A 23,953-nucleotide genomic window follows, 5' to 3' on the forward strand; every position below is an offset into this window, starting at 1 on the left:
AAACAAGCTTATTGCCAGCAGTTAAACGCAGTAAACGCGTCAGGATAAAAACTCGCGCAAAAAACAAAGGGGCCCTAGGGGCCCCTTGTTTGTACCGAAACTGCGAAACGCTTACGCGTCTGGCGCAGCCTTGGCAGTCGGCTCACTGTTTTCGTAGATATACAGTGGCTTGGACTTACCTTCTATAACGCTTTCGTCGATCACCACTTTACTCACCTCGGACTGCGAGGGGATTTCATACATGGTGTCGAGCAACACGCCTTCAAGGATAGAACGCAGACCACGTGCACCGGTCTTGCGCTCCAGCGCTCGCTTGGCTACCGACTTGAGTGCGTCAGTACGGAACTCAAGGTCCACACCTTCCATCTCAAACAGCTTGGCATATTGCTTGGTCAGGGCGTTTTTCGGCTCAGTGAGGATCTGAATCAGAGCAGCCTCATCCAACTCGTCCAACGTGGCCAGGACCGGCAAACGGCCAACGAATTCGGGGATCAGACCGAACTTGACCAGATCGTCAGGCTCGACTTCACGCAGGGACTCGCCCACCTTCTTGCCTTCTTCCTTGCTGCGCACTTCTGCACTGAAACCGATACCGCCCCGGGTAGAACGTTGCTGGATAACTTTTTCCAGCCCGGAGAATGCACCGCCACAGATAAACAGGATGTTGCGCGTATCTACCTGAAGGAATTCCTGCTGCGGGTGCTTGCGGCCGCCTTGTGGCGGTACGGAAGCTACCGTGCCTTCGATCAGTTTCAACAGGGCCTGCTGCACGCCTTCACCGGAAACATCCCGAGTGATCGACGGGTTGTCAGACTTGCGCGAGATCTTGTCGATTTCGTCGATGTAGACAATACCCATCTGGGCTTTCTCTACGTCGTAGTCGCACTTCTGCAGCAGTTTCTGAATGATGTTCTCAACGTCCTCACCCACGTAGCCAGCCTCGGTGAGGGTGGTGGCGTCGGCGATGGTGAACGGAACATTCAACAAACGAGCGAGGGTTTCTGCAAGCAGGGTTTTACCCGAGCCTGTAGGACCGATCAGCAAGATGTTGCTCTTGCCGAGTTCGACTTCGTCGCCTTTCTTGTCACGCTGGTTCAGACGCTTGTAGTGGTTGTACACCGCTACGGCCAGAACCTTCTTTGCACGCTCTTGACCAATCACGTATTGATCAAGGATGCCGCTGATTTCTTTAGGCGAAGGCAATTTATGCGCGCTGCTTTCGGCCTGGGCTTCCTGCACCTCCTCACGGATGATGTCATTGCACAGGTCGACGCACTCGTCGCAGATAAAGACCGAGGGGCCGGCAATCAACTTGCGTACTTCATGCTGGCTTTTGCCACAGAAGGAGCAATAGAGCAGCTTGCCGTTGTCCTCGCCGTTGCGGGTGTCAGTCATTCGTTCGATCCAAATCCGATAGGCTTGCAACACAAGATGAAGGCTTATGCGGGCTTTTTCAAGCCCGCCGATGATCGGACACGCCGACCAGCCCTATTTTGAGCGGCTTATATTAAGCGGGGCGCTTTTCGATCACTGCGTCGATCAACCCGTATGCACGTGCGGCTTCGGCGCTCATGAAGTTGTCGCGGTTGGTGTCGCGCTCGATTTCTTCGAGGGTATGCCCGCTGTGCTTGGCCATCAGCGTGTTGAGACGCTCGCGGATGAAGAGGATTTCCTTGGCATGGATTTCGATGTCCGACGCCTGGCCCTGGAAGCCGCCCAGTGGCTGGTGAATCATCACACGCGAGTTCGGCAGGCAGTAACGCTTGCCCTCGGCACCCGCCGTCAGCAGGAACGCGCCCATGCTGCAGGCCTGGCCAATGCAGGTCGTCGAGACATTCGGCTTGATGAACTGCATGGTGTCGTAGATCGACATGCCTGCTGTTACCGAACCGCCCGGCGAGTTGATGTAGAGATGGATGTCCTTGTCCGGGTTTTCCGCTTCAAGGAACAGCAGCTGCGCACAGATCAGGTTGGCCATGTAGTCCTCTACCGGGCCCACCAGAAAGATCACTCGCTCCTTGAGCAGGCGCGAGTAGATGTCGTAGGCGCGTTCGCCACGAGCGGACTGCTCGACAACCATCGGGACCAGGCCGCCTGCGGCCTGGATATCAGAGTTCTGCTGAATATAGGAATTACGGAACATGCTCTGCAGTTACTCCCAAATAGTCATGTCTTGAAAACGCATAAGCCAGCGCGAGGCTGGCTTATGGTTGAATTTCCAACGAGTTGGACAATCAGTCGGCTTGTGCTGCTTCCGCCGGCTTGACTGCTTCTTCGTAAGAGACCGCTTTATCGGTCACCTTAGCCTTCTGCAGAACAGTATCCACAACTTGTTCTTCCAGCACAACCGAACGTACTTCGTTCAGTTGCTGGTCGTTCTTGTAGTACCAAGCCACAACCTGCTCAGGCTCCTGGTAGGCCGAAGCCATTTCCTGGATCATTTCGCGAACGCGGTCTTCGTCAGGCTTGAGGTCGAACTGCTTGACCACTTCGGCCACGACCAGACCCAGCACAACGCGACGCTTGGCTTGTTCTTCGAACAGCTCGGCCGGCAGTTGGTCAGGCTTGATGTTGCCACCAAACTGCTGAACCGCTTGAACGCGCAGGCGATCCACTTCGTTGGACAGCAGAGCCTTAGGCACTTCGATCGGGTTGGCGGCCAGCAGACCGTCCATGACCTGGTTCTTGACCTTGGACTTGATCGCCTGACGCAGCTCGCGCTCCATGTTCTTGCGAACTTCGGTGCGGAAACCTTCGAGAGTGGCTTCCTTGATACCGAACTGAGCAAAGAACTCTTCGTTCAGCTCGGGCAGCTTAGGCTCGGAAACGCTGTTGACAGTCACGGTGAACTCGACAGCTTTGCCAGCCAGGTCCAGGTTCTGGTAGTCAGCAGGGAAAGCCAGGCTCAGAACACGCTCTTCGCCGGCTTTGGCGCCAACCAGGCCGTCCTCGAAACCAGGAATCATGCGGTTGGAACCCAGCACCAGCTGAGTGCCCTTGGCGGAGCCGCCAGCGAATACTTCGCCGTCAACCTTGCCAACAAAATCGATGTTCAGTTGGTCTTCGTTCTGGGCGGCACGATCGGCCACTTCGAAACGGGTGTTCTGCTTGCGCAGGATTTCCAGCATGTTGTCCAGGTCGGAATCAGCAACTTCGGCGCTCAGGCGCTCGATTTCGATACCGTCAAAGCCGGCCACTTCGAACTCTGGGAACACTTCGAATACGGCAACGTATTCCAGGTCCTTGCCAGCTTCCAGGGACTTAGGCTCGATCGAAGGCGAACCAGCCGGGTTCAGCTTGTGTTCAACAACGGCCTCGTAGAAGGAAGCCTGGATCACGTCACCTACCGCTTCCTGACGCGCATCGGCACCAAAACGGCGCTTGATTTCGCTCATTGGCACTTTGCCCGGACGGAAACCAGCGATTTTGGCCTTTTGGGCAGTCTGCTGCAGACGCTTGTTGACCGCAGTTTCGATACGCTCTGCCGGCACGGTGATGCTCAGGCGGCGCTCAATAGCAGTAGTATTTTCAACAGAAACTTGCATGAATATTCCTCGTTGCACAGACGTTAGCCGGCCGTTTCCGACCCCAGAATCAAGGGCATGCATTCTAGAGGGTCAAACTCAAGAAGTCACCCTACTGGAAACGGGTAAAAAAACAGCAGGCCATTTGTAGGTTCAAGTGCACGCATGCACCTGCGCCCATTAGCAAATACAGCTCATCAAGCCAGGGCTCTGCGCCAGCCCTTCTATATATAGAAGGGTGCGCAAACAAACCCTGACCGCCGACCTTGCAAGCAAGACCGACAGGCCGGCCGCAGCATCGCGAAACACAAATACGACGAAGCGCCCTGCCCTGGAAACTCGAAACGCTCAAACAAAAACGGCACAGCCCTTTTTCAGGTACTGCGCCGTTATCGCTATTTAATAGCGGTGCTGACCTCTATATAGCCGAGCATCAGTTCTACACGTTCAAAACCGGCAACGATTCTAACGCCAAGGCATTGAGAATGCTTGTTTTTTTCTTGACACCCGGAATCCGCGAATCCTCACGCGGCTCAATGCCCGCAAATGCCCGCAGAAACGAGCCCCAGCTTTTTCGGATGCAAAAAAAAGCGCCAGATGATTAATCTGGCGCCTTTTCAAATATGGGGTGGACGAAGGGGATCGAACCCTCGACAACGGGAGTCACAATCCCGTGCTCTACCAACTGAGCTACGCCCACCATATTGCATTAACAAAGAACTCGAACATCTTCTTTGTTGAACCCTACCTCGCCTGACGGCCTGGCAAAGCTTTAATTGGTGCGGATGAAGAGACTCGAACTCTTACGCCTCGCGGCGCTGGAACCTAAATCCAGTGTGTCTACCAATTCCACCACATCCGCGCTTGAAGCTCTTAAAGCAAAGGCGCCAGACGATTAATCTGGCGCCTTTTCAAAATATGGGGTGGACGAAGGGGATCGAACCCTCGACAACGGGAGTCACAATCCCGTGCTCTACCAACTGAGCTACGCCCACCATATAACGCTACTTGTGCCAAAGCTGCCTAATGGCGCACCCGGCAGGACTCGAACCTGCGACCATCCGCTTAGAAGGCGGATGCTCTATCCAGCTGAGCTACGGGCGCCTTATTAATCTGTACTCTTGGAGGATTACAAACTAAGTGCTTCCAGCCTCGCAGTACAACAATTCTGCTCGACCTTCTTAACCAGTGCTAGGCTGTGCCCGACAAGTGCGACGAATAGTATAGAGGGCCTGGAAACCCGTCAAATCTTTTTTGAAAAAAATTCATTTTATTTAAGGGGTTAGGCCAATTTGCAGACCAAGCGCCTTTGCCCTCGCGCCGTGGCGTGCGAGAATGCGCGCACTTTTCCTCCCCCTCTCGATGGTTAATCACGCGTAATGACTGCACAACTTATCGACGGCAAATCAATCGCCGCCAGCCTGCGCCAGCAGATCGCCAAACGAGTCACCGAGCGCAGCCAGCAAGGCCTGCGCACACCGGGCCTCGCGGTGATCCTGGTCGGCAGCGATCCTGCCTCTCAGGTTTATGTCTCGCACAAGCGTAAAGACTGCGAAGAGGTCGGCTTTATATCCAAGGCCTACGACCTGCCTGCCGCCACCACCCAAGAGGCGCTCACCGACCTGATCGATGGCCTCAACGACAACCCGGCGATCGACGGCATCCTTCTGCAACTGCCACTGCCCGAGCACCTGGACGCGTCCAAGTTGCTGGAGCGCATCCGCCCGGACAAAGACGTCGACGGTTTCCACCCTTATAACGTCGGCCGCCTGGCCCAGCGCATCCCGCTGCTGCGCCCGTGCACACCAAAAGGCATCATGACCCTGCTGGAAAGCACCGGTGTCGACCTCTATGGCCTGGACGCCGTGGTCGTGGGCGCCTCCAACATCGTCGGCCGCCCAATGGCCATGGAATTGCTGCTGGCCGGCTGCACCGTGACCGTGACCCACCGCTTCACCAAGGATCTGGCCGGCCACGTTGGTCGCGCGGACCTGGTCGTCGTGGCCGCCGGCAAGCCGGGCCTGGTCAAGGGTGAGTGGATCAAGGAAGGCGCGATTGTTATCGACGTGGGCATCAACCGCCAGGAAGACGGCAAGCTGGTAGGCGACGTGGTGTATGAAACTGCCCTGCCCCGCGCCGGCTGGATCACCCCGGTGCCCGGCGGCGTTGGCCCGATGACCCGTGCCTGCCTGCTGGAAAATACCCTGTACGCCGCAGAAACCCTCCACGGTTAATAACCAGGCGTACTGAAAAAGCCCTGCCTTATCGCAGGGCTTTTTATTGCCCGAAAAAAACCTGTTTTTTCTTAGTTTTTAAGCACTTTCGTCTGGTTTTAGAAGAACATTCGACAGTCCATCGTCCATACTCCTAAAATGTAACGGCATTTATCAAAAAAACCGTTACTCAACGGTATTTCCTACTTTTTAGCGAGTTCATCCGCGTGAAAATTCGTCTTTCTATCGTCAGCCTATTTTTTGCTTTCACAGGCACCTTTGCGCACGCCGCCGAATCCACCCAGGCACCGCGCGATCCGTCCAAACTGCAGATCGCGTCCGGCAGCGCCATGCTGGTCGACCTGCAAACCAATAAAGTCATCTATGCCAGCAACCCCGATGTAGTGGTGCCGATTGCGTCGGTAAGCAAGTTGATGACCGGCCTGATCGTGCTCGAAGCCAAGCAGAACATGGACGAGTACATCGACATCAACATCAAGGACACGCCAGAAATGAAAGGCGTGTTCTCTCGCGTAAAAATCGGCAGCGAAATGCCCCGCAAGGAAATGCTGCTGATCGCCCTGATGTCCTCGGAAAACCGCGCCGCCGCCAGCCTGGCCCACCATTACCCGGGCGGCTACCCGGCGTTTATCGCGGCGATGAACGCCAAGGCCAAGGCGCTGGGCATGACCAGCACTCACTATGTTGAGCCCACTGGCCTGTCGATCCACAACGTGTCCACCGCCCGCGACCTCAGCAAGCTGCTGGCTGCCGCACGCCACTACCCGCTGCTCAGCCAGTTGAGCACCACCAAGGAAAAGACCGTTGCATTCCGCAAGCCCAACTACACCTTGGGTTTCTCCAACACTGACCACCTGATCAACCGCGCCAACTGGGACATCAAGCTGACCAAGACCGGCTTCACCAACCAGGCTGGCCATTGCCTGGTGCTGGTGACCAGCATGGGCAATCGCCCGGTGTCGCTGGTGATCCTGGATGCGTTCGGCAAATTCACCCACTTCGCCGATGCCAGCCGTATTCGCAGCTGGGTCGAGACCGGCAAAGGCGGCTCGGTGCCGGACGTGGCGTTGCGCTACAAGGCCGACAAGAATCTGAAGAACCGCCCGAACGCCGCAGAAGTGCGTCGATAACCCGCGCATAAAAAAACGGCGCATCGAGCGCCGTTTTTTTTACTTTCTTTCTGACAACACTTTAAGCGCCTGCGCCGCCGCCCGTTCCTGCCCGGCCTGGGCGGTGGCATTCGCCGCGTCGCGCCAGCGCTGGGTATCCACATTCGCCGGCAACTGGCTCGGACGCTGGGTGAGGATCGCCCAATGCCCCGCGCTTGCCCACTTCGATTCAAAGTCGCTGAAGCTCATCAACAAGCGCCGGTCCATGCCCGAGCGCAGCAGCACCGTGCTTTTCTGCTGATTGAAGCCCACCACGACCACATAGTGAGCATCCGACCAAAGCCCGCCGCCGACGCGCGCCATCACCGGATAACCCGCCGCCACCTGCGCCAGTACGGCCGTCAGCCTGGCATCCAGCGGATACACCATCAGCCCGTACTCACGGGCCAGCACCTGCATGTTGCGCTCCAGGTCCGCTTCGCCGCCCGGTAACCGCAGTGGTTTATCCAGCAAGCCCGGTGTCATGACAATGCCTTGTTGCGACAGCATGCTGGCTAACGCCGTAGGTCCGCTCTGATAAGCCTCGCTGCGAAAGGTCGGCACACCATTGAGTTCGACGCGCTCCGGCAAGCCCGGCAGTTTCGACGGATGCCCGGAACAGGCCGCAAGGCCCATGGCGCAGGCCAGCAACAGGGATGATTTAACGTTCGACCGTAACCGCAATTTTGTACTCTCTTGATCAACTGCCGGTAAGGGTCCTGATCATAGGGCGCCACGCCACGCGGGTATAGCCCAAAACCGGGGTCTGGCGCCTGGGATAGAGCAAACAAGTTGGACGAACACGACCATTGGTCAATAGCAGGCAACCGCCGGGTAGCTAGACTGTCCATTGAGAAGACTGTGTGTGCCCCCTGCGGGGTAAAAGGAGGCCTGAATGAGCCTTGCAACAACGATTGTGATGTTGATCTGCGGTTGGCTGGCGGTAGCCGGCGCCATGTTGTGGGGGGTGTTACGCATTACCCGTCGGCACCATCATCCCCACGTCAAACCGGCCAAGCCGCTGAAGGCTGCGATACACCACGCCTAGCCAGGCATGCAATTGAAGTCCTGAGTCGCCGCGACTTCCTTGCCGTGGTCATCCTTCAAGGATGCGCGCACGGTCGTGCCCAGGCTCGACTCCACCAGCGTGTAGTGTTCACCCGCCTTGAAGCCCTGGTACTCGACCCGGCCCTGGCAGTCCCGCTGGTTGTCGTCGCCCGGCTCCTCTTCGTAAAGCGTCACGTCCAGACGATGATCCCCCGGCGTCACTTCGAAATAGCGCCCGTCATCCACGCGCTTGCCGTCCACGCGCTCGGCCAGCAAATCATTCGGCGCCTCCTCCCTCAGACCAATCCAGGCCTCGCTCGGGTCCGCCTTGGGGATCGGGCCGGCGCACGCCGACAACAGCAATACGGCACCTAGAGCAGGGATCAACAACAGTGGTTTAAGTGACATGGCAGGGCTCCAAAAAAGACGATGTGTCCGATGGGTGACAAGCTTGGCCAGCAGCCCTGTGTAGAACAAATGAATCCATATGAAACGATCTTCAGCCCGTACCTAAATGTTCCTTCACCTGGCTGAAAGGTGCGTGTTAGGTGGGTCGGGCAAGACTGCCGGGGTTTGCAATCCTGCTCCCTCGGAGGTTCACGCATGCTCGGGCTGGTAAAGACCGCACTGCACAAGCCCTACACGTTTATCGTGTTGGCCATATTCATCTGCATCATCGGGCCGATGGCGGCCCTGCGTACCCCCACGGACGTGTTCCCCGATATCGGTATCCCTGTGGTCGCCGTGGTCTGGCAGTACAACGGCCTGTCGCCGGACGCCATGGCCGGCCGGGTGATCTACACCTACGAACGCTCCCTGAGCACCACCGTCAACGACATCGAACATATCGAATCGCAATCCCTGCCCGGCATGGGCATCGTGAAAATATTCTTCCAACCCGGCGTCGATATTCGCACCGCCAATGCCCAAGTGACCGCCGTGTCACAAACCGTACTCAAGCAGATGCCGCCGGGTATCACGCCGCCGCTGATCCTCAACTACAGCGCATCTACGGTGCCGATCCTGCAAATGGCCTTTTCCAGCCCGAGCCTGTCGGAAGCCAGGATCCGCGACCTGGTGCAGAACAACATTCGCCTGCCGTTAAGCGCCCTGCCCGGCCTGGCGATGCCCACGCCGATGGGTGGCAAGCAGCGGCAGATTACCCTCGACCTTGACCCGCAGGCGCTGGCGGCCAAAGGCCTGTCGGCGCAGGACGTGGGCAATGCCCTGGCCCTGCAGAACCAGATCATCCCGGTGGGCACCGCCAAGCTCGGCCCCAACGAATACACGATCCTGCTCAACAACAGCCCCAAGGCCATCGATGAACTCAACGACCTGCCGATCAAGACCGTCGACGGCGCGTTGATCACCATCGGCCAGGTCGCCCACGTGCGCGACGGTTCGCCCCCGCAGACCAACATCGTGCGTGTCGACGGCCATCGCGCCGTGCTGATGCCGGCGCTGAAGAACGGCAGCATCTCCACCCTGTCGATCATCGACGGTATCCGTGGAATGCTGCCGCGCATCAATGAGACGCTGCCACCGTCGCTCAAGACGTCCCTGTTGGGCGACGCCTCGGTATTCGTCAAACAATCGGTGGGCAGCGTCGCCCAGGAAGGCATCATCGCCGCACTGCTGACCAGTGCAATGATCCTGCTGTTCCTCGGCAGCTGGCGCTCGACCCTGATCATTGCCGCCTCGATTCCCCTGGCAGTGCTCTCGGCAATCGCGCTGCTGGCTGTCAGCGGGCAAACCCTCAACGTCATGACCCTCGGCGGTCTCGCGCTGGCGGTGGGGATTCTGGTGGATGACGCCACGGTGACCATCGAGAACATCAACTGGCACCTGGAACAAGGCAAGGCGGTGAAGACCGCGATCCTCGACGGCGCCGCGCAAATTGTCGGCCCGGCGTTTGTGTCGCTGCTGTGCATCTGCATCGTGTTCGTGCCGATGTTCATGCTGCAGGGCATCGCCGGTTACCTGTTCCGGCCGATGGCCCTGGCGGTGATTTTTGCCATGGCCAGTTCCTTCGTCCTCTCGCGCACCTTGGTGCCGACGCTGGCGATGTTCCTGCTCAAGCCACACACGCCGGAGCAAGGTGCCGGGCATCATCCGGAAGACGACTTCATCAATCACCATGAGGGCGAGCAGCACACCCAACCACGCCATCGCGCGCTGCAAGCAGTGCTGAATTTCCAGCAGGGTTTCGAGCGCCATTTCTCGAATACCCGCGACACTTACCACGGCCTGTTGACCCTGGCACTGGGTCATCGCAAGCGCTTTATCATCGGCTTCCTGGCCTGCGTGCTGGCGTCGTTCCTGCTGCTGCCAAGCCTGGGCCAGGACTTCTTCCCGGCCACCGACGCCGGCGCTCTCGCCCTTCACGTGCGCCTGCCGCTGGGCACGCGCATCGAGGAAAGTGCCGCCGTCTTCGACCGCATAGAAGCGCGGATCCGCGAAGTAATCCCGGCCGCAGAACTGGATACCATCGTCGACAACATCGGCATCCCGCTCAGCGGCATCGACATGGCCTACAGCAGCAGCGGCACCATCGGCCCCCAGGATGGCGACATCCAGGTCAGCCTTAAACAACACCACGCGCCCACCGCCGACTACGTGAAAAAACTGCGTGAAGCGCTGCCGCAAAGCTTCCCCGGCAGCCACTTCGCCTTCCTGCCCGCCGACATCAGCAGCCAGATCCTCAACTTCGGCGCACCCGCCCCGCTGGACGTGAAAATTTCCGGGCGCAACGATGCCGAAAACCGTGCGTATGCCATAGAGCTTGAGCGCCGCCTGCAACATGTGCCGGGCATTGCCGACCTGCGTATCCAGCAATCCACCGGCTACCCGTCGCTGCAAGTGAATGTCGACCGCCTGCGCGCCAACGGCCTGGGCATTACCGAGCGCGACGTGACCAACAGCATGGTCGCGTCGCTGGCCGGCAGCTCGCAAACCGCGCCGACCTTCTGGCTCAACCCGGCCAACGGCGTGTCGTACTCCATCGTCGCCGCCACCCCGCAATATCGCCTCGACAGCCTGCCGTCGCTGGAAGCCTTGCCAGTGACCGGCGCCGACGGCCAATCACAAATCCTTGGCGGCGTGGCTACCATTTCTCGCGTGCAAAGCTCGGCGGTGGTGACCCACTACAACATCGAGCCGACCCTGGACCTGTACGCCAACGTGCAAGGCCGCGACCTCGGTGGCGTGGCCCGCGACGTGCAAAAGGTGCTGGATGACACCGCGGCCCTGCGCCCCAAGGGCGCGTCGATCAGCCTGCACGGGCAGATCGACGCGCTGCATGAAGCCTTCAGCGGCCTGAGCTTCGGCCTGCTCGGTGCGGTGGTGCTGATCTATCTGCTGATCGTCGTCAATTTCCAATCCTGGGCCGACCCGTTCGTGATCATCACCGCGTTGCCGGCAGCATTGGCGGGGATTGTGTGGATGCTGTTCCTCAGTGGCACCTCGCTGTCGGTGCCCGCCTTGACCGGCGCGATCCTGTGCATGGGCGTGGCCACCGCCAACTCGATCCTGGTGGTGAGTTTCTGCCGTGAGCGCCTGGCCGAACATGGCGATGCGTTGAAAGCCGCACTGGAGGCCGGCTACACACGCTTTCGCCCGGTGTGCATGACGGCCCTGGCGATGATCATCGGCATGTTGCCCCTGGCGCTGTCCGAGGAGCAAAACGCGCCGCTGGGTCGAGCGGTGATCGGTGGCTTGATCTTCGCCACAGTCGCCACCCTGTTGTTTGTTCCCGTGGTCTTCAGCCTTGTCCACGGGCGTCACCCTACTCGCGCAGTTGCAGGAGAAACCCCACATGTCGCCTGATCACAAACCCTCGCGCAAGCGCCTGATGCTCATGGGTGTCAGCGGCCTGACCCTGGCCGCCCTGTTGGTCGCCAACGGCCTGCATGCCCGCACGCTACACGAGCAATCGGTGACGGCCTGGACCGAGACCGCCGCCATTCCCCAAGTGATGGTGTTCCAACCCCAACAGAACGTGGCCGGTGACACCTTGCGCCTGCCTGCGCACCTGGAGGCGTGGAGCAAAGCGCCGATTCATGCGCGGGTCAGCGGTTACCTCAAGGACTGGAAGGCGGACATCGGCAGCCAAGTCAAAGCCGGACAAATTCTCGGCGAAATCGACAGCCCGGACCTCGATCAACAGCTGGCGCAAACCCACGCACGCCTGGTGCAGGAACAGGCCAACGCACGCCTCGCGGCGACCACCGCGACGCGCTGGCAAAACCTGCTGGCGAGCCACTCCGTGTCGCGCCAGGAAGCCGATGAAAAAACCTCCAACGCCGCGGCCGCCAACGCCAATGTCCAAGCCGCTGCTGCCGACTACGCACGCCTGTCAGCGCTGGAAAGCTACAAGACCATTCGCGCGCCGTTCGCCGGCACCATCACTGCGCGCAACACCGATATCGGCCAGTTGATCAAGGCCGACAGCGACAGTGATCCGGAGTTATTCAACATCGCCGATACGCACCAGTTGCGCCTTTACGTCCCCGTGCCGCAAAACTACGCGGCAGTGATCCACCCCGGCCTGGAAGCCCGGCTCACCGTGCCCGAACACCCTGGCGAGCACTTCAAGGCGCGGCTGATTGGCGACTCCACCGCCATCGATCGCCGCTCCGGCACCCTGCTCGCGCAGTTCGTGGTGGACAACCCCGACGACCAGCTGCTGCCCGGTGATTACGCCGAAGCCACGCTGCCGATTCCGGCCGACACCCATGGCGTCAGTATCCCGGCCAGCGCGCTGATCTTCCGCGCCCAAGGCACCCAAGTCGCGCTACTGGATGGACAGAACCATGTGCACCTGCAAACCATCCACATTGGCCTCGACCTGGGCGAACGCCTGGTGATCGACCAGGGCCTGAAACCTGCCGACCGCGTGGTCGACAATCCGCCAGATGCCCTGCGCGAAGGCGACGCCGTGCAATTGGCCGAAGCGGCTGGAGGTGCCCATGCGCCCAAGGCTTAAACCGCTTGCGGCACTGGTGCTATTGGCGTTGCAAGGCTGCTCGATGGCGCCCACCTACAAAGTGCCGTCAATCGACCTGCCCGCGGGGTATCGCGAGCAGACCCGCGATGGCCCATGGCACAGCGCGCAACCGGCCGATCAACGGGTGCCACAAGGATGGGCGCTTTACCACGACGCGCAACTGGATAACCTGCAACAGCAACTGCTCACGGCCAACCCGGACCTCGCGGCGGCCTTGGCGCACTTCGATGCAGCCCAGGCCTATGCCAGCCAACTGCACGCCGGACTGTTCCCGCAGATCACCGCCAGTGCGCAACCGTTGCGCCAACGCCAATCGGACTCACGACCGCTGCGAGGCACGACGCAGCCTTCGGTGTACAACAGCAACACCGCTGGGTTTGCCCTGAGCTACGACTTGGACCTGTGGGGCAAAATCCGCAATCAGGTCGCGGCGGGCGATGCCCAGGTGCAAGCGTCCGGCGATGACCTGGCCGTGGCGCGACTGAGCCTGCAACATCAACTGGCGACCCTGTATGTGCAGCTCAATGGGCTGGATGCACAGGACCGGATTCTCAACAACTCGCTGGAGGATTACAGCCAAGCGCTGCAACTGACGCGCAGTCGTTACGCAGGCCAGATCGCGTCGGAACTGGACCTGACCCGTGCGCAGAACCAACTGGCCGAGGCCAAGGCGCAGCGGGATGAAGTGCAGGGGCAACGTAACCTTACCGAGCACGCCATCGCAGAACTGGTGGGCGTGCCGGCGAGTGATTTTTCACTGCCGCCCAGCCGGCAGTTGATCGCGCTACCGCAGATTCCATCACAACTGCCGAGCCAGTTGTTGCAACGGCGCCCGGATATTGCAGCGGCAGAGCGTCGAGTATTTGCCGCCAACGCCAACATCGGCGTGGCCAAGGCCGCCTGGTACCCGGACTTCAGTTTGACCGGCTTGATTGGCGGGCAGACTCAAGGCGCTGGCAACCTGCTGTCCGCTGGCAATCGCTATTGGGCGTTGGGGCCGCTGATGAATGTGCCGATCTTCGACGGCGGACGCTTGAGCGCCAATGAACGCCAGGCCAAAGCCGAGTTTGAAGAGGCGTCGGCGCATTACCGCAGCCAGGTGTTGAAGGCCATACGCGAGGTGGAAGACAACCTGGCGCAACTGCGGGATTTGCAGCAGGAGGCCCAGGATGAGCAAGCGGCAGCGGATGCGGCGCAGCACACCCAGGCGCTGGCAATGAACAGTTATCAGGCGGGCGCGGTAAGTTATCTGGATGTGGTGACGGCGCAGACAGCGGCATTGCAGGCGCAGAGGACGTTACAGGCGGTGCAGACGCGGCAGTTGCAGGCGAGTGTGGGGCTTTTGACCGCACTCGGCGGCGGTTGGCAAAGGTGACGGAGAGCTGGCCCCGACGGCGGTGGGTCAAATACCGCCTTCGGGGGCAAGCCCCCTCCCACACTGTCCTGCGCCAGACACACATTGTATGAACACCGCAGATCCAATGTGGGAGGGGCGGTGCGACGATTCGACTTGCCCTCGATGGCGCCCTCCCAGACACATCCTGCCAAAAGCCTGCCGACCAATCCCTTGTCCTCCAACCTAGCCTCTTGAAACACCCCAAAAGAGAGGCCAAGGAATGCCTGACCTACCCGCTTCACACCGCCTGCGCATCGGTCGCTTCAGCGAACCAGACCGCATCTACCTCATCACCACCAACACCCACGAACGCATCCCGATATTCAACGACTTCCACCTCGGTCGCCTGGTGGTCTGGCAGTTCCGCCTCGCGCAGTACCAAGGGCTGGCGAAGTCCCTTGCATGGGTGATCATGCCGGACCACTTTCATTGGCTCATCGAACTACGCAAAGGTTCGCTGGCGGATCTGATGCGGCAGGTGAAATCCAAAAGCACGCGGTCCGTCAACGGCGCAAGCGGTCGCAAGGGCCGGCTTTGGCAAGGCAGCTTTCACGACCGAGCACTGCGCAAGGACGATGATTTGGTGAAGATGGCCCGGTATGTGGTAGCCAATCCATTGCGGGCGGGATTGGTAGAGAAGATTGGCGACTATCCATTGTGGGATGCGATCTGGGTATAGGTTCCAGATCGAGTCGCCCTATCGTGAGCAAGCCCTTTCGGACTGACCGCCAAGATTATCAAGTTTATGGCCGACTATTGAGGAAAACGCTGACTGGAGTGAAGTCACGGCCATCGGCATGTCGATACAAGGTACTGCTGTGGTAGTCAGATACCTCCCCCGTGACCGAGACAATAATCTCGCTGCCCTGAGTGACAACCTTGGCCGATGCGTCACGAGTAATTAGAAACGGAGTCGCCTCTTTGAGCGCGGACAACACTTCACGGTCGCTGGCTAAAGTTCGGTAAACGTAGTATCGATAACTGAACGGAACCGTTGCGCCACCACGGTCATCCTTGACGCCGTAGATCGATGCATCAGCGTTCAGAGGCGCTCTGAGCACCACTTCAGTCAGTTGCGGGCGGCCCGCCGAAAGAAGCCAGCTGCCGCCGATGTAAACCAGGCAAAGCAGCAGCAGGATTGTCGTAACAACTGAATACAGCGATCTTTTAGTAGTTCCTGAACCGGGCATACCTGATTCCTTCCTTGATCCAATATTGGTCGATTGGATCGTCACCGAATGGAGCGTCTGCCCACCATTTACCAAACTCAGGATTGCCCGAGCCTGCCCTATTCTGGGCAAGGCCCGCGGCTCGCAAAAGCACTTCTTCGCTGAAACCGGCAGCTACCCCAACAGCGCCATAATGAAAGTTCCCAAACGCTTCATATTCTCTGGAAATCTGTTTGTAATCCCAAGGGCCACGATTTCGTACTTGAGTATAAAACCAAGAGTACATAAATGCTGACCCAGCCTTCAGCACATTCTTTTTATGAAAGGCCGTGGCCATATTTTCACTGAGCGATACACCGGGTGGCGGCATTGGATTTGGCATTACATGCTTCCTTTGCAGTAGATTTTCCCGGCGGAAACTAACACTGGAAGAGCAAGCTGTAGAGCACACAACGCAGCAACAGAAACTTCGTACAACAGAGTAGGACGCGCCTTGCACGTGATCACCAGAGCCGTTTTTTCCTACAATCTAGGCTTACTTTGTCGCCCCGCACGCTCCCACATTCTTTCCCGCATTTCAGGCCGCTAGCTTGCCGCTGGCGATTGCAGCAGAAGCGGCCACCATCGCACGCAACAACACCGCACACCCCGCCGCCAAATCATCCGGTGCGGCATTCTCGATTTCGTTATGGCTGATACCCCCCTCGCACGGCACAAAAATCATCCCTGCCGGGCCCAGTTCTGCGACGAAGATCGCGTCGTGCCCTGCCCCGCTGACGATGTCCATGTTAGACAAACCCAGCCCGTTCGCCGCATCGCGCACGGCGTCAACGCAGCCTTTGTCGAAATACAGCGGTGGGAAATCTGCGGTGGGCTCCATTTCAAAGCTCAGGCCATGCTTGGCGCAGGTGTCATCAATCACCTTGCGCACCTCGGCAATCATCGAATCCAACCGCGTCGGTTCCAGGTGACGGAAGTCCAGGGTCATGCGCACTTCGCCAGGAATCACGTTGCGCGATCCCGGGTACGCTTGCAGGCAACCCACGGTCCCGCACGCATGGGGCTGATGCCCCAGCGCCGCCGCATTCACCGCCGCCACCACCGCTGCTGCGCCCACCAGCGCATCCTTGCGCAGGTGCATCGGCGTCGGCCCGGCATGCGCCTCAACGCCGCGCAGTTTCAGGTCAAACCATTTTTGCCCGAGGGCGCCAAGGACCACGCCGATGGTTTTCTTCTCATCCTCCAGAATCGGCCCTTGTTCGATATGCGCCTCGAAATACGCACCGACCTTGTGCCCACTTTCGGGCCGGGTGCCCGCATAGCCAATCGCATTCAGCGCATCACCCACGCTGACGCCCTGTGCATCGACCTTGGCCAGGGTTTCGGCGAGGGTAAATTTCTCGGCAAACACGCCGGAGCCCATCATGCACGGCGGGAAGCGCGAGCCTTCCTCGTTGGTCCACACCACCACTTCCAGCGGTGCTTCGGTTTCCACTTTCAGGTCATTGAGGGTGCGCAGCACTTCCACGCCGGCCAACACGCCAAAGCAACCGTCGAATTTGCCGCCCGTGGGCTGGGTGTCGATATGGCTGCCGGTCATCACCGGCGGCAGGTCGGGATTACGGCCAGGACGGCGCGCGAAGATATTGCCGATGCCGTCGACGGTCACCGTGCAACCGGCGTCTACGCACCATTGCACAAACAGATCGCGGGCCTTGCGGTCGAGGTCGGTAAGGGCCAGGCGACACACGCCGCCCTTGGGGGTGGCGCCGAGCTTGGCCAGGTCCATCAGCGACTGCCACAAGCGGTCGCGGTTGATATGCAGGTGGGTCGATTGCAGAACGTCGAGGGCAGCGTTCATGGGGATCTCCTCAGGCTTGTGTTTCTTATGAATTGACAACGACCGGGTTGGCTCCACGCCGGGCATTGAGGCCGTAATACAACACCCCGCCCAACGCCGAACCGGTAAACCAGCCATAGCTGTAGAACCAGCTGAACGCGTCACTGCCCAACGACAGCAAGGTCAGCACCACCGGCACGCCAAAGGCGACAAAGCCGCTCCAGTTCCATGCCGGGTACACGTCGTCGCGGTACAGCCCCGCCAGGTCAAGCTGCTGTTTGCGGGTGATGAAGTAGTCCACCACCATGATCCCGGCGATGGGGCCAAGCAGGCTGGAATAGCCCAGCAACCAGTTGGAATAGACCGTTTCCAGGCTCACATCGGAGACGATCAGCCCAAGCTTTTTCAGGAGTTCATGGGCCATCAGCAGCAGCCCCACGAACCCGGTGAGGATCACCGCCGTGGTGCGGTTGATCAGCTTGGGCGCGATGTTCTGGAAGTCATTGGTCGGCGAGACGATGTTCGCCGCCGTGTTGGTGGACAAGGTCGCGATGATGATCAGCGCCATGGCGATAGCGACCCAGACCGGGCTCTGGATATGCCCGATCAGGGTCACCGGGTCGGACACGCTGACGCCCACCAGTTTCACCGACGCGGCGGTCATGATCACGCCGAGGGCGGCGAACAGGAACATGGTCAGCGGCAGGCCGAAAATCTGCCCGAGGATCTGGTCCTTCTGGCTTTTGGCGTAGCGGCTGAAATCGGGAATGTTCAGCGACAAGGTGGCCCAAAAGCCGACCATCGCGGTAAGGCCCGCCATGAAATAACCGGTGAGGCTCGCCCCTTCCGGGCGCTTGGGCGGGATCGCCATCAATTCGCTGATCGACACATTCGGCATGGCCCAGACCAGCAGGCCAACCCCCACCGCCACCAGCAGCGGTGCGGACAAGGTCTCCAGCCGCTTGATGGACTCGGCGCCGCGCAACACCACCCACAAGTTCAGGCACCAGAAGATCATGAAGCCAATCACTTCACCGGTACCGCCGAGGGACTTCCACCCCTCGAAAATCGAGCCCAGGAACAGGTGAATCGCCAGCCCGCCAAACATCGTCTGGATACCAAACCAACCACAGGCCACCAGCGCTCGAATCAAGCACGGCACGTTGGAGCCGAGGATGCCAAAGGACGAGCGCAACAACACCGGGAACGGAATGCCGTACTTGGTGCCGGGGAAGGCGTTAAGGGTCAGCGGGATCAGCACCACGATATTGGCCAGCAGAATCGCGACCAGCGCCTCGCCCACTGATAATCCAAAGTAAGCAGTCAGCACGCCGCCCAATGTATACGTGGGCACGCAGATCGACATGCCGACCCACAGCGCGGTGATGTGCCACTTGTTCCAAGTGCGTTCGTGCACCTTGGTGGGTGCCATGTCGTGGTTGTAGCGAGGGCTGTCGAGGACGTCGGGGCCGGCGTCGAGTTCGTACAGGCCGTTGCGCTCAATAACTTGCGATCTGTTCTGTTGCATGGCCGCTCCACGGTTTTTTCGAATTATTGTTGCTCACCTGCGGGGTTGATGCAGGTGGCCGGAGTACCTCGTAAACAACATGACATCACGGGCCCGGCCAGCCGTTCCTGCACTCAATAACCGTGCCGAAAACCGCCGCCATACCCTTACCGCTTATTTAACTGACTGATGTTAATCAGCTTTCCGATTGAACCTAGGGTACTTGCCACGCGACTCAGGCTGGATAACGTGGAAGTTGCCCGAACTGTCAGGACTCAATCTGGTGCAACACAATTATTTTTATTTCCCTGGCCCGTCAAGAGGCATATCTCAAGCGTCTGATTTGCAATAAGAAATGTTGCTCATATTGAGAACCTGTCAAGTGCGTCAAAATGGTGAGAGCCCGCTACATTTTGGTGATATTGATTTTTTATCCTTATAAATCAATTACATATAAAATTAATAAGCTTATAAAAAATATTCTTGCTCTATCGAAAAACTCGGGCTAGTTTCTATTCCTGTCACCGATGACAGGAATTAACCACCGCTCGGCGACAGCATTACAACACTTAGAACTGGCACAAGCCGGTCAAGCCTTTGAGGAACTCGACATGTCGCTGTTGATCCGTGGCGCCACCGTTATTACCCATGATGAAAGTTACCGCGCCGATGTGTTGTGCGCAGGCGGTCTGATTCGCGCCGTTGGCACGGATCTGGAGATTCCCGCCGGCACCGAGATACTTGATGGCAGCGGCCAATACTTGATGCCCGGCGGCATCGACCCCCATACCCACATGCAATTGCCCTTCATGGGCACCGTGGCCAGTGAAGACTTCTTCAGTGGCACGGCAGCGGGTCTGGCCGGCGGCACCACGTCCATCATTGATTTTGTGATTCCCAACCCGCAGCAGTCCTTGATGGAAGCGTTTCACCAGTGGCGCGGCTGGGCCGAAAAATCGGCGTCAGACTACGGTTTTCACGTGGCGATCACCTGGTGGAGCGAACAGGTGCGTGAGGAAATGGCCGAGCTCGTCAGCCATCACGGCATCAACAGCTTCAAGCATTTCATGGCGTACAAGAACGCGATCATGGCGGCCGACGATACCCTGGTCGCCAGCTTCGAACGCTGCCTTGAGCTAGGCGCAGTGCCCACCGTGCATGCGGAAAACGGCGAGTTGGTGTATCACCTGCAACGCAAGTTGATGGCCCAGGGCATCACCGGGCCGGAAGCGCACCCACTGTCGCGCCCCTCCCAGGTGGAAGGCGAAGCGGCCAGCCGCGCGATCCGCATCGCCGAGACCATTGGCACGCCACTGTATCTGGTGCACGTCTCCACCCAGGAAGCGCTGGATGAAATCACCTATGCCCGTGGCAAAGGCCAGGCGGTGTACGGCGAAGTGCTGGCCGGCCACCTGTTGCTGGACGACAGTGTCTACCAGCACCCCGACTGGCAAACCGCCGCCGGCTATGTGATGAGCCCGCCGTTCCGCCCACGCGGGCATCAGGAAGCGCTGTGGCATGGCCTGCAATCCGGCAACCTGCACACCACCGCCACCGACCACTGCTGCTTCTGCGCCGAGCAGAAAGCTGCGGGCCGAGACGATTTCAGCAAGATTCCCAATGGCACCGCCGGTATCGAAGACCGCATGGCGCTGCTATGGCACGAAGGCGTCAATACCGGGCGCCTGTCGATGCAGGAATTCGTTGCGCTGACCTCCACCAACACCGCGAAGATCTTCAACCTGTACCCGCGCAAAGGCGCCATCCGTGTGGGTGCCGATGCCGATCTGGTGCTGTGGGATCCCGAGGGCACGCGGACCATTTCCGCCAAAACCCACCACCAGAACGTCGACTTCAACATCTTCGAAGGCAAGACCGTGCGCGGCGTGCCGAGCCATACCATCAGCCGGGGCAAACTGGTTTGGGCCGATGGCGACCTGCGCGCCGAGCGCGGTGCCGGGCGCTATGTGGAACGGCCGGCGTATCCGTCGGTGTTCGAGCAGTTGAGCAAGCGGGCTGAGCATGCCAGGCCGGTTGCTGTGAAGCGCTGAGACCGCTATCGGGGGCAAGCCCCCTCCCACACTGATCTCATTCCAATTGGAAAAACGCGGTCAAATGTGGGAGGGGGCTTGCCCCCGATGAGGCCAGCACAGGCAACAAAAAAACAATGCCCATCAGAGGCAGCACCTCAATAACCGTGAGGCCACCACCGTGATCCAGACCCTGACCCACCTCCCCCATCCCCATGAGGATGGCGCAACCCTCGCCAGCCACTTCACCGACCTGGCGCCGCCCCTGAACGCCCGCCAGGCCCAACTGGAAGCCTCGCGCTGCCTGTACTGCTATGACGCGCCCTGCGTGAACGCGTGCCCCAGCGACATCGATATTCCGTCGTTCATCCGCAACATCCACACCGAAAACGTCCAAGGCGCGGCGCAGAAAATCCTCTCGGCCAACATCCTCGGCGGCAGCTGCGCACGGGTCTGCCCGACGGAAATCCTGTGCCAGCAAGCCTGCGTGCGCAACAACAGCGAAGAATGCGCGCCCGTGCTGATCGGTCTGCTGCAACGCTACGCCATCGACAATGCGCACTTCAGCGAACACCCCTTCCAGCGCGCCGCGACAACCGGCAAGCGCATCGCCGTGGTGGGCGCCGGCCCGGCCGGCCTGGCCTGCGCCCATCGCGCCGCTTTGCATGGCCATGACGTGGTGATTTTCGAAGCCCGCGAAAAAGCCGGCGGCCTGAATGAATACGGGATCGCCAAATACAAACTGGTGGATGACTTTGCCCAGAAGGAACTGGATTTCCTCCTGCAGATCGGCGGCATCGAGATCCGCCACGGCCAGCGCCTGGGCGATAACCTCAGCTTGAGCGAACTGCACCAGCAATTCGACTCGGTATTCCTCGGCCTGGGTCTCGCCGCCAGCAAACAGTTGGGGCTGCCCCACGAAGACGCCCCCGGCCTGCTCGCCGCCACCGACTACATCCGCGAACTGCGCCAGGCCGATGACCTGACCCAACTGCCACTGGCCGACCGCTGCATCGTGCTCGGCGCCGGCAATACTGCGATCGACATGGCCGTGCAAATGGCCCGCCTCGGCGCCCGCGATGTCAACCTCGTCTACCGTCGCGGCCTGGCGGACATGGGCGCCACGCACCATGAACAGGACATCGCCAAAGCCAATCAGGTGCGCCTGTTGACCTGGGCCCAGCCTGAAGAAGTGCTGCTCGATGACCAGGGCCACGTACGCGGTATGCGCTTCCAGCGCACACACATGGAAAACGGCCGCCTGCACCCCACCGGCGAGAGCTTCGAACTGGCTGCCGATGCGATCTTCAAGGCCATCGGGCAAGGGTTTGACGGCGCAGCGTTACACGATCCACTGGCCCAGCAACTGCATCGCGTGGGCGAGCGAATCTTTGTCGACGAACAGCTGCGCACCAGCATTCCCGGCGTGTATGCGGGAGGTGATTGCGTGAGCCTCGGCCAGGACCTCACCGTACAAGCGGTGCAACACGGCAAGCTGGCCGCCGAAGCCATGCACGCCCAACTCATGCTGACTGTGGAGGCCGCGTAATGGCCGATCTCTCGATTGTCTTCGCCGGTATCAAAGCCCCCAACCCGTTCTGGCTGGCCTCCGCGCCGCCCACCGACAAGGCCTACAACGTGGTCCGCGCCTTCGAGGCAGGCTGGGGCGGCGTGGTGTGGAAAACCCTGGGTGAAGACCCGGCGGCGGTCAACGTGTCGTCACGTTACTCGGCGCACTACGGCGCCAACCGTGAAGTGCTGGGCATCAACAATATCGAGCTGATCACCGACCGCTCCCTGGAGATCAACCTGCGGGAAATCACCCAGGTGAAAAAGGACTGGCCCGACCGCGCGTTGATCGTGTCGCTGATGGTGCCGTGTGTCGAAGAGTCCTGGAAAAACATCCTGCCGCTGGTGGAAGCCACTGGCTGTGACGGTATCGAACTGAACTTCGGTTGCCCCCACGGCATGCCCGAGCGCGGCATGGGCGCAGCAGTAGGCCAGGTGCCGGAATATGTTGAACAGGTGACGCGCTGGTGCAAGACCTACTGCTCACTGCCGGTGATCGTCAAGCTCACGCCAAACATCACCGACATCCGGGTGGCGGCGCGGGCGGCGTATCGCGGTGGGGCGGATGCGGTGTCGCTGATCAACACCATCAATTCCATCACCAGCGTGGACCTGGAGCGCATGGTCGCCCTGCCCGTCGTCGGTACGCAAAGTACCCACGGCGGCTACTGCGGCTCGGCGGTCAAGCCGATTGCCCTGAACATGGTTGCGGAAATCGCCCGCGACCCGCAGACGCAAGGCCTGCCGATCTGCGGCATTGGCGGCATTGGCAACTGGCGCGACGCGGCAGAATTCGTCGCCCTCGGTTGCGGCGCGGTGCAAGTGTGTACGGCGGCAATGCTGCACGGGTTTCGTATCGTTGAAGAGATGAAGGACGGGCTGTCGCGGTGGATGGACAGCCAGGGCTACACCAGCTTGCAGGACTTTTCCGGGCGGGCTGTGGGCAATACCACGGACTGGAAGTACCTGGACATCAACTACCAGGTGATCGCCAAGATCGACCAGGCCGCGTGTATTGGGTGCGGGCGTTGCCATATTGCCTGTGAGGATACGTCACACCAGGCCATCGCCAGCTTGAAGCAGGCGGATGGTACGCATGCATACGAGGTGATCGATGATGAGTGCGTGGGCTGCAACCTGTGCCAGATCACCTGCCCGGTGGCGGACTGCATTGAGATGGTGCCCATCGACACGGGCAAGCCGTTTTTGAATTGGACCCAGGATCCGAGGAATCCCTACAGGGAGGCTGTGTAGTCCTTTAGATCGCTATCGGGGGCAAGCCCCCTCCCACACAATTGGCTAAATGCGGTCACATGTGGGAGGGGGCTTGCCCCCGATAGGCATAGGTATCTACACAACTCTCAAAGGCTTATACATAACTCTGTGGTGAGCGGGCTTGTCCCGCGCTGGGCTGCGCAGCAGCCCCAAAACCAGGCAACTTGGTTTTTCTGAAAAAACGCGGTGGGTTTGATGGGGCTGCTTCG

19 protein-coding genes and 4 tRNA genes are annotated in these 23,953 nt (G+C 59.7%); 10 read left to right on the forward strand and 13 right to left on the reverse strand.

Going from position 1 to position 23,953, the window contains the following annotated elements; translation table 11 throughout:
• Positions 1-111 precede the first annotated feature (111 nt).
• The 7 genes from clpX to EJD88_RS03340 all read right to left on the reverse strand — a co-directional run bounded on the left by clpX (position 112) and on the right by EJD88_RS03340 (position 4,628).
• Positions 112-1,395 (reverse strand): ATP-dependent Clp protease ATP-binding subunit ClpX, encoded by a 1,284-nt coding sequence (gene clpX, locus EJD88_RS03310; RefSeq protein ID WP_003238279.1) that lies wholly within the window; start codon positions 1,393-1,395, stop codon positions 112-114.
• Between the two features lie 112 nt (positions 1,396-1,507).
• Entirely contained in the window at positions 1,508-2,143 is a 636-nt protein-coding gene (gene clpP / locus EJD88_RS03315; protein WP_083357884.1) for an ATP-dependent Clp endopeptidase proteolytic subunit ClpP, read from the reverse strand.
• A gap of 91 nt (positions 2,144-2,234) precedes the next feature.
• On the reverse strand, positions 2,235-3,545 hold the full coding sequence (gene tig, locus EJD88_RS03320; RefSeq protein ID WP_099586642.1) for a trigger factor: 1,311 nt from the start codon (positions 3,543-3,545) through the stop codon (positions 2,235-2,237).
• A 603-nt stretch (positions 3,546-4,148) separates the two neighbouring features.
• Positions 4,149-4,224, reverse strand: a tRNA-His gene (locus EJD88_RS03325).
• A gap of 77 nt (positions 4,225-4,301) precedes the next feature.
• Positions 4,302-4,386 (reverse strand) — tRNA-Leu (locus EJD88_RS03330).
• Positions 4,387-4,443: 57 nt separating this feature from the next.
• A tRNA-His gene (locus EJD88_RS03335) sits at positions 4,444-4,519 on the reverse strand.
• Between the two features lie 32 nt (positions 4,520-4,551).
• Positions 4,552-4,628 (reverse strand) — tRNA-Arg (locus EJD88_RS03340).
• A 275-nt stretch (positions 4,629-4,903) separates the two neighbouring features.
• Here EJD88_RS03340 and folD point away from each other — a divergent pair.
• Both folD and pbpG read left to right on the forward strand, forming a co-directional pair.
• On the forward strand, positions 4,904-5,758 hold the full coding sequence (gene folD, locus EJD88_RS03345; protein ID WP_095184382.1) for a bifunctional methylenetetrahydrofolate dehydrogenase/methenyltetrahydrofolate cyclohydrolase FolD: 855 nt from the start codon (positions 4,904-4,906) through the stop codon (positions 5,756-5,758).
• A 206-nt stretch (positions 5,759-5,964) separates the two neighbouring features.
• Positions 5,965-6,888 (forward strand): D-alanyl-D-alanine endopeptidase, encoded by a 924-nt coding sequence (pbpG, locus tag EJD88_RS03350; protein WP_099586641.1) that lies wholly within the window; start codon positions 5,965-5,967, stop codon positions 6,886-6,888.
• 39 nt (positions 6,889-6,927) lie between these two features.
• Here pbpG and EJD88_RS03355 read toward each other — a convergent pair whose 3' ends face one another.
• A complete protein-coding gene (locus tag EJD88_RS03355; RefSeq protein WP_112196015.1) occupies positions 6,928-7,590 on the reverse strand; it encodes a C39 family peptidase in 663 nt (220 codons plus the stop codon).
• A gap of 211 nt (positions 7,591-7,801) precedes the next feature.
• Here EJD88_RS03355 and EJD88_RS26965 point away from each other — a divergent pair, with 211 nt between their 5' ends.
• The gene (locus EJD88_RS26965; protein WP_178075418.1) at positions 7,802-7,954 is read left to right on the forward strand and encodes a hypothetical protein; all 153 of its coding nucleotides are present in this window, start codon (positions 7,802-7,804) and stop codon (positions 7,952-7,954) included.
• On the opposite strand, the gene EJD88_RS03360 is transcribed toward EJD88_RS26965, so the two are convergent.
• On the reverse strand, positions 7,951-8,361 hold the full coding sequence (locus tag EJD88_RS03360; protein WP_158876809.1) for a hypothetical protein: 411 nt from the start codon (positions 8,359-8,361) through the stop codon (positions 7,951-7,953). The two genes, EJD88_RS26965 and EJD88_RS03360, sit on opposite strands and share 4 nt — an antisense overlap.
• A gap of 195 nt (positions 8,362-8,556) precedes the next feature.
• On the opposite strand from EJD88_RS03360, the gene EJD88_RS03365 reads away from it, so the two are divergent.
• The 4 genes from EJD88_RS03365 to EJD88_RS03380 all read left to right on the forward strand — a co-directional run bounded on the left by EJD88_RS03365 (position 8,557) and on the right by EJD88_RS03380 (position 15,033).
• Positions 8,557-11,778, forward strand: coding sequence for an efflux RND transporter permease subunit (locus tag EJD88_RS03365; RefSeq protein WP_158876811.1), 3,222 nt, complete (start codon positions 8,557-8,559; stop codon positions 11,776-11,778).
• Positions 11,768-12,937, forward strand: a complete 1,170-nt coding sequence (locus tag EJD88_RS03370) for an efflux RND transporter periplasmic adaptor subunit (RefSeq protein ID WP_158876813.1) — start codon at positions 11,768-11,770, stop codon at positions 12,935-12,937. The genes EJD88_RS03365 and EJD88_RS03370 overlap by 11 nt, the downstream gene beginning before the upstream one ends.
• Positions 12,921-14,333 (forward strand): efflux transporter outer membrane subunit, encoded by a 1,413-nt coding sequence (locus EJD88_RS03375; RefSeq protein WP_158876815.1) that lies wholly within the window; start codon positions 12,921-12,923, stop codon positions 14,331-14,333. Before EJD88_RS03370 ends, EJD88_RS03375 begins: the two co-directional genes overlap by 17 nt.
• A 241-nt stretch (positions 14,334-14,574) precedes the next feature.
• Positions 14,575-15,033: a transposase gene (locus tag EJD88_RS03380; RefSeq protein WP_158876817.1), complete on the forward strand. Its 459-nt coding sequence runs from the start codon at positions 14,575-14,577 to the stop codon at positions 15,031-15,033.
• Between the two features lie 64 nt (positions 15,034-15,097).
• Here the strand turns inward: EJD88_RS03380 and EJD88_RS03385 are convergent, their stop codons facing one another.
• The 4 genes from EJD88_RS03385 to EJD88_RS03400 all read right to left on the reverse strand — a co-directional run bounded on the left by EJD88_RS03385 (position 15,098) and on the right by EJD88_RS03400 (position 18,891).
• The gene (locus tag EJD88_RS03385; protein ID WP_099586634.1) at positions 15,098-15,544 is read right to left on the reverse strand and encodes a hypothetical protein; all 447 of its coding nucleotides are present in this window, start codon (positions 15,542-15,544) and stop codon (positions 15,098-15,100) included.
• On the reverse strand, positions 15,522-15,905 hold the full coding sequence (locus EJD88_RS03390; RefSeq protein ID WP_256673661.1) for a polymorphic toxin type 44 domain-containing protein: 384 nt from the start codon (positions 15,903-15,905) through the stop codon (positions 15,522-15,524). The genes EJD88_RS03385 and EJD88_RS03390 overlap by 23 nt, the downstream gene beginning before the upstream one ends.
• A 195-nt stretch (positions 15,906-16,100) precedes the next feature.
• A complete protein-coding gene (locus EJD88_RS03395) occupies positions 16,101-17,384 on the reverse strand; it encodes a Zn-dependent hydrolase (protein WP_158876819.1) in 1,284 nt (427 codons plus the stop codon).
• 25 nt (positions 17,385-17,409) lie between these two features.
• Complete coding sequence (locus tag EJD88_RS03400; protein WP_158876821.1) at positions 17,410-18,891, reverse strand: NCS1 family nucleobase:cation symporter-1; 1,482 nt, start codon at positions 18,889-18,891, stop codon at positions 17,410-17,412.
• 590 nt (positions 18,892-19,481) lie between these two features.
• On the opposite strand from EJD88_RS03400, the gene hydA reads away from it, so the two are divergent.
• The 3 genes from hydA (at position 19,482) to preA (ending at position 23,723) form a co-directional block, all read left to right on the forward strand.
• Complete coding sequence (gene hydA, locus EJD88_RS03405) at positions 19,482-20,921, forward strand: dihydropyrimidinase (protein WP_158876823.1); 1,440 nt, start codon at positions 19,482-19,484, stop codon at positions 20,919-20,921.
• 160 nt (positions 20,922-21,081) lie between these two features.
• Complete coding sequence (locus EJD88_RS03410) at positions 21,082-22,449, forward strand: NAD(P)-dependent oxidoreductase (protein ID WP_112196022.1); 1,368 nt, start codon at positions 21,082-21,084, stop codon at positions 22,447-22,449.
• The gene (preA, locus tag EJD88_RS03415; RefSeq protein WP_099586629.1) at positions 22,449-23,723 is read left to right on the forward strand and encodes an NAD-dependent dihydropyrimidine dehydrogenase subunit PreA; all 1,275 of its coding nucleotides are present in this window, start codon (positions 22,449-22,451) and stop codon (positions 23,721-23,723) included. Before EJD88_RS03410 ends, preA begins: the two co-directional genes overlap by 1 nt.
• The last annotated feature ends 230 nt before the right edge of the window (positions 23,724-23,953 follow it).

The sequence above is a fragment of the Pseudomonas sp. PB105 genome (assembly GCF_009764655.1).
GTDB classification, from domain to species: domain Bacteria; phylum Pseudomonadota; class Gammaproteobacteria; order Pseudomonadales; family Pseudomonadaceae; genus Aquipseudomonas; species Aquipseudomonas cyclaminis.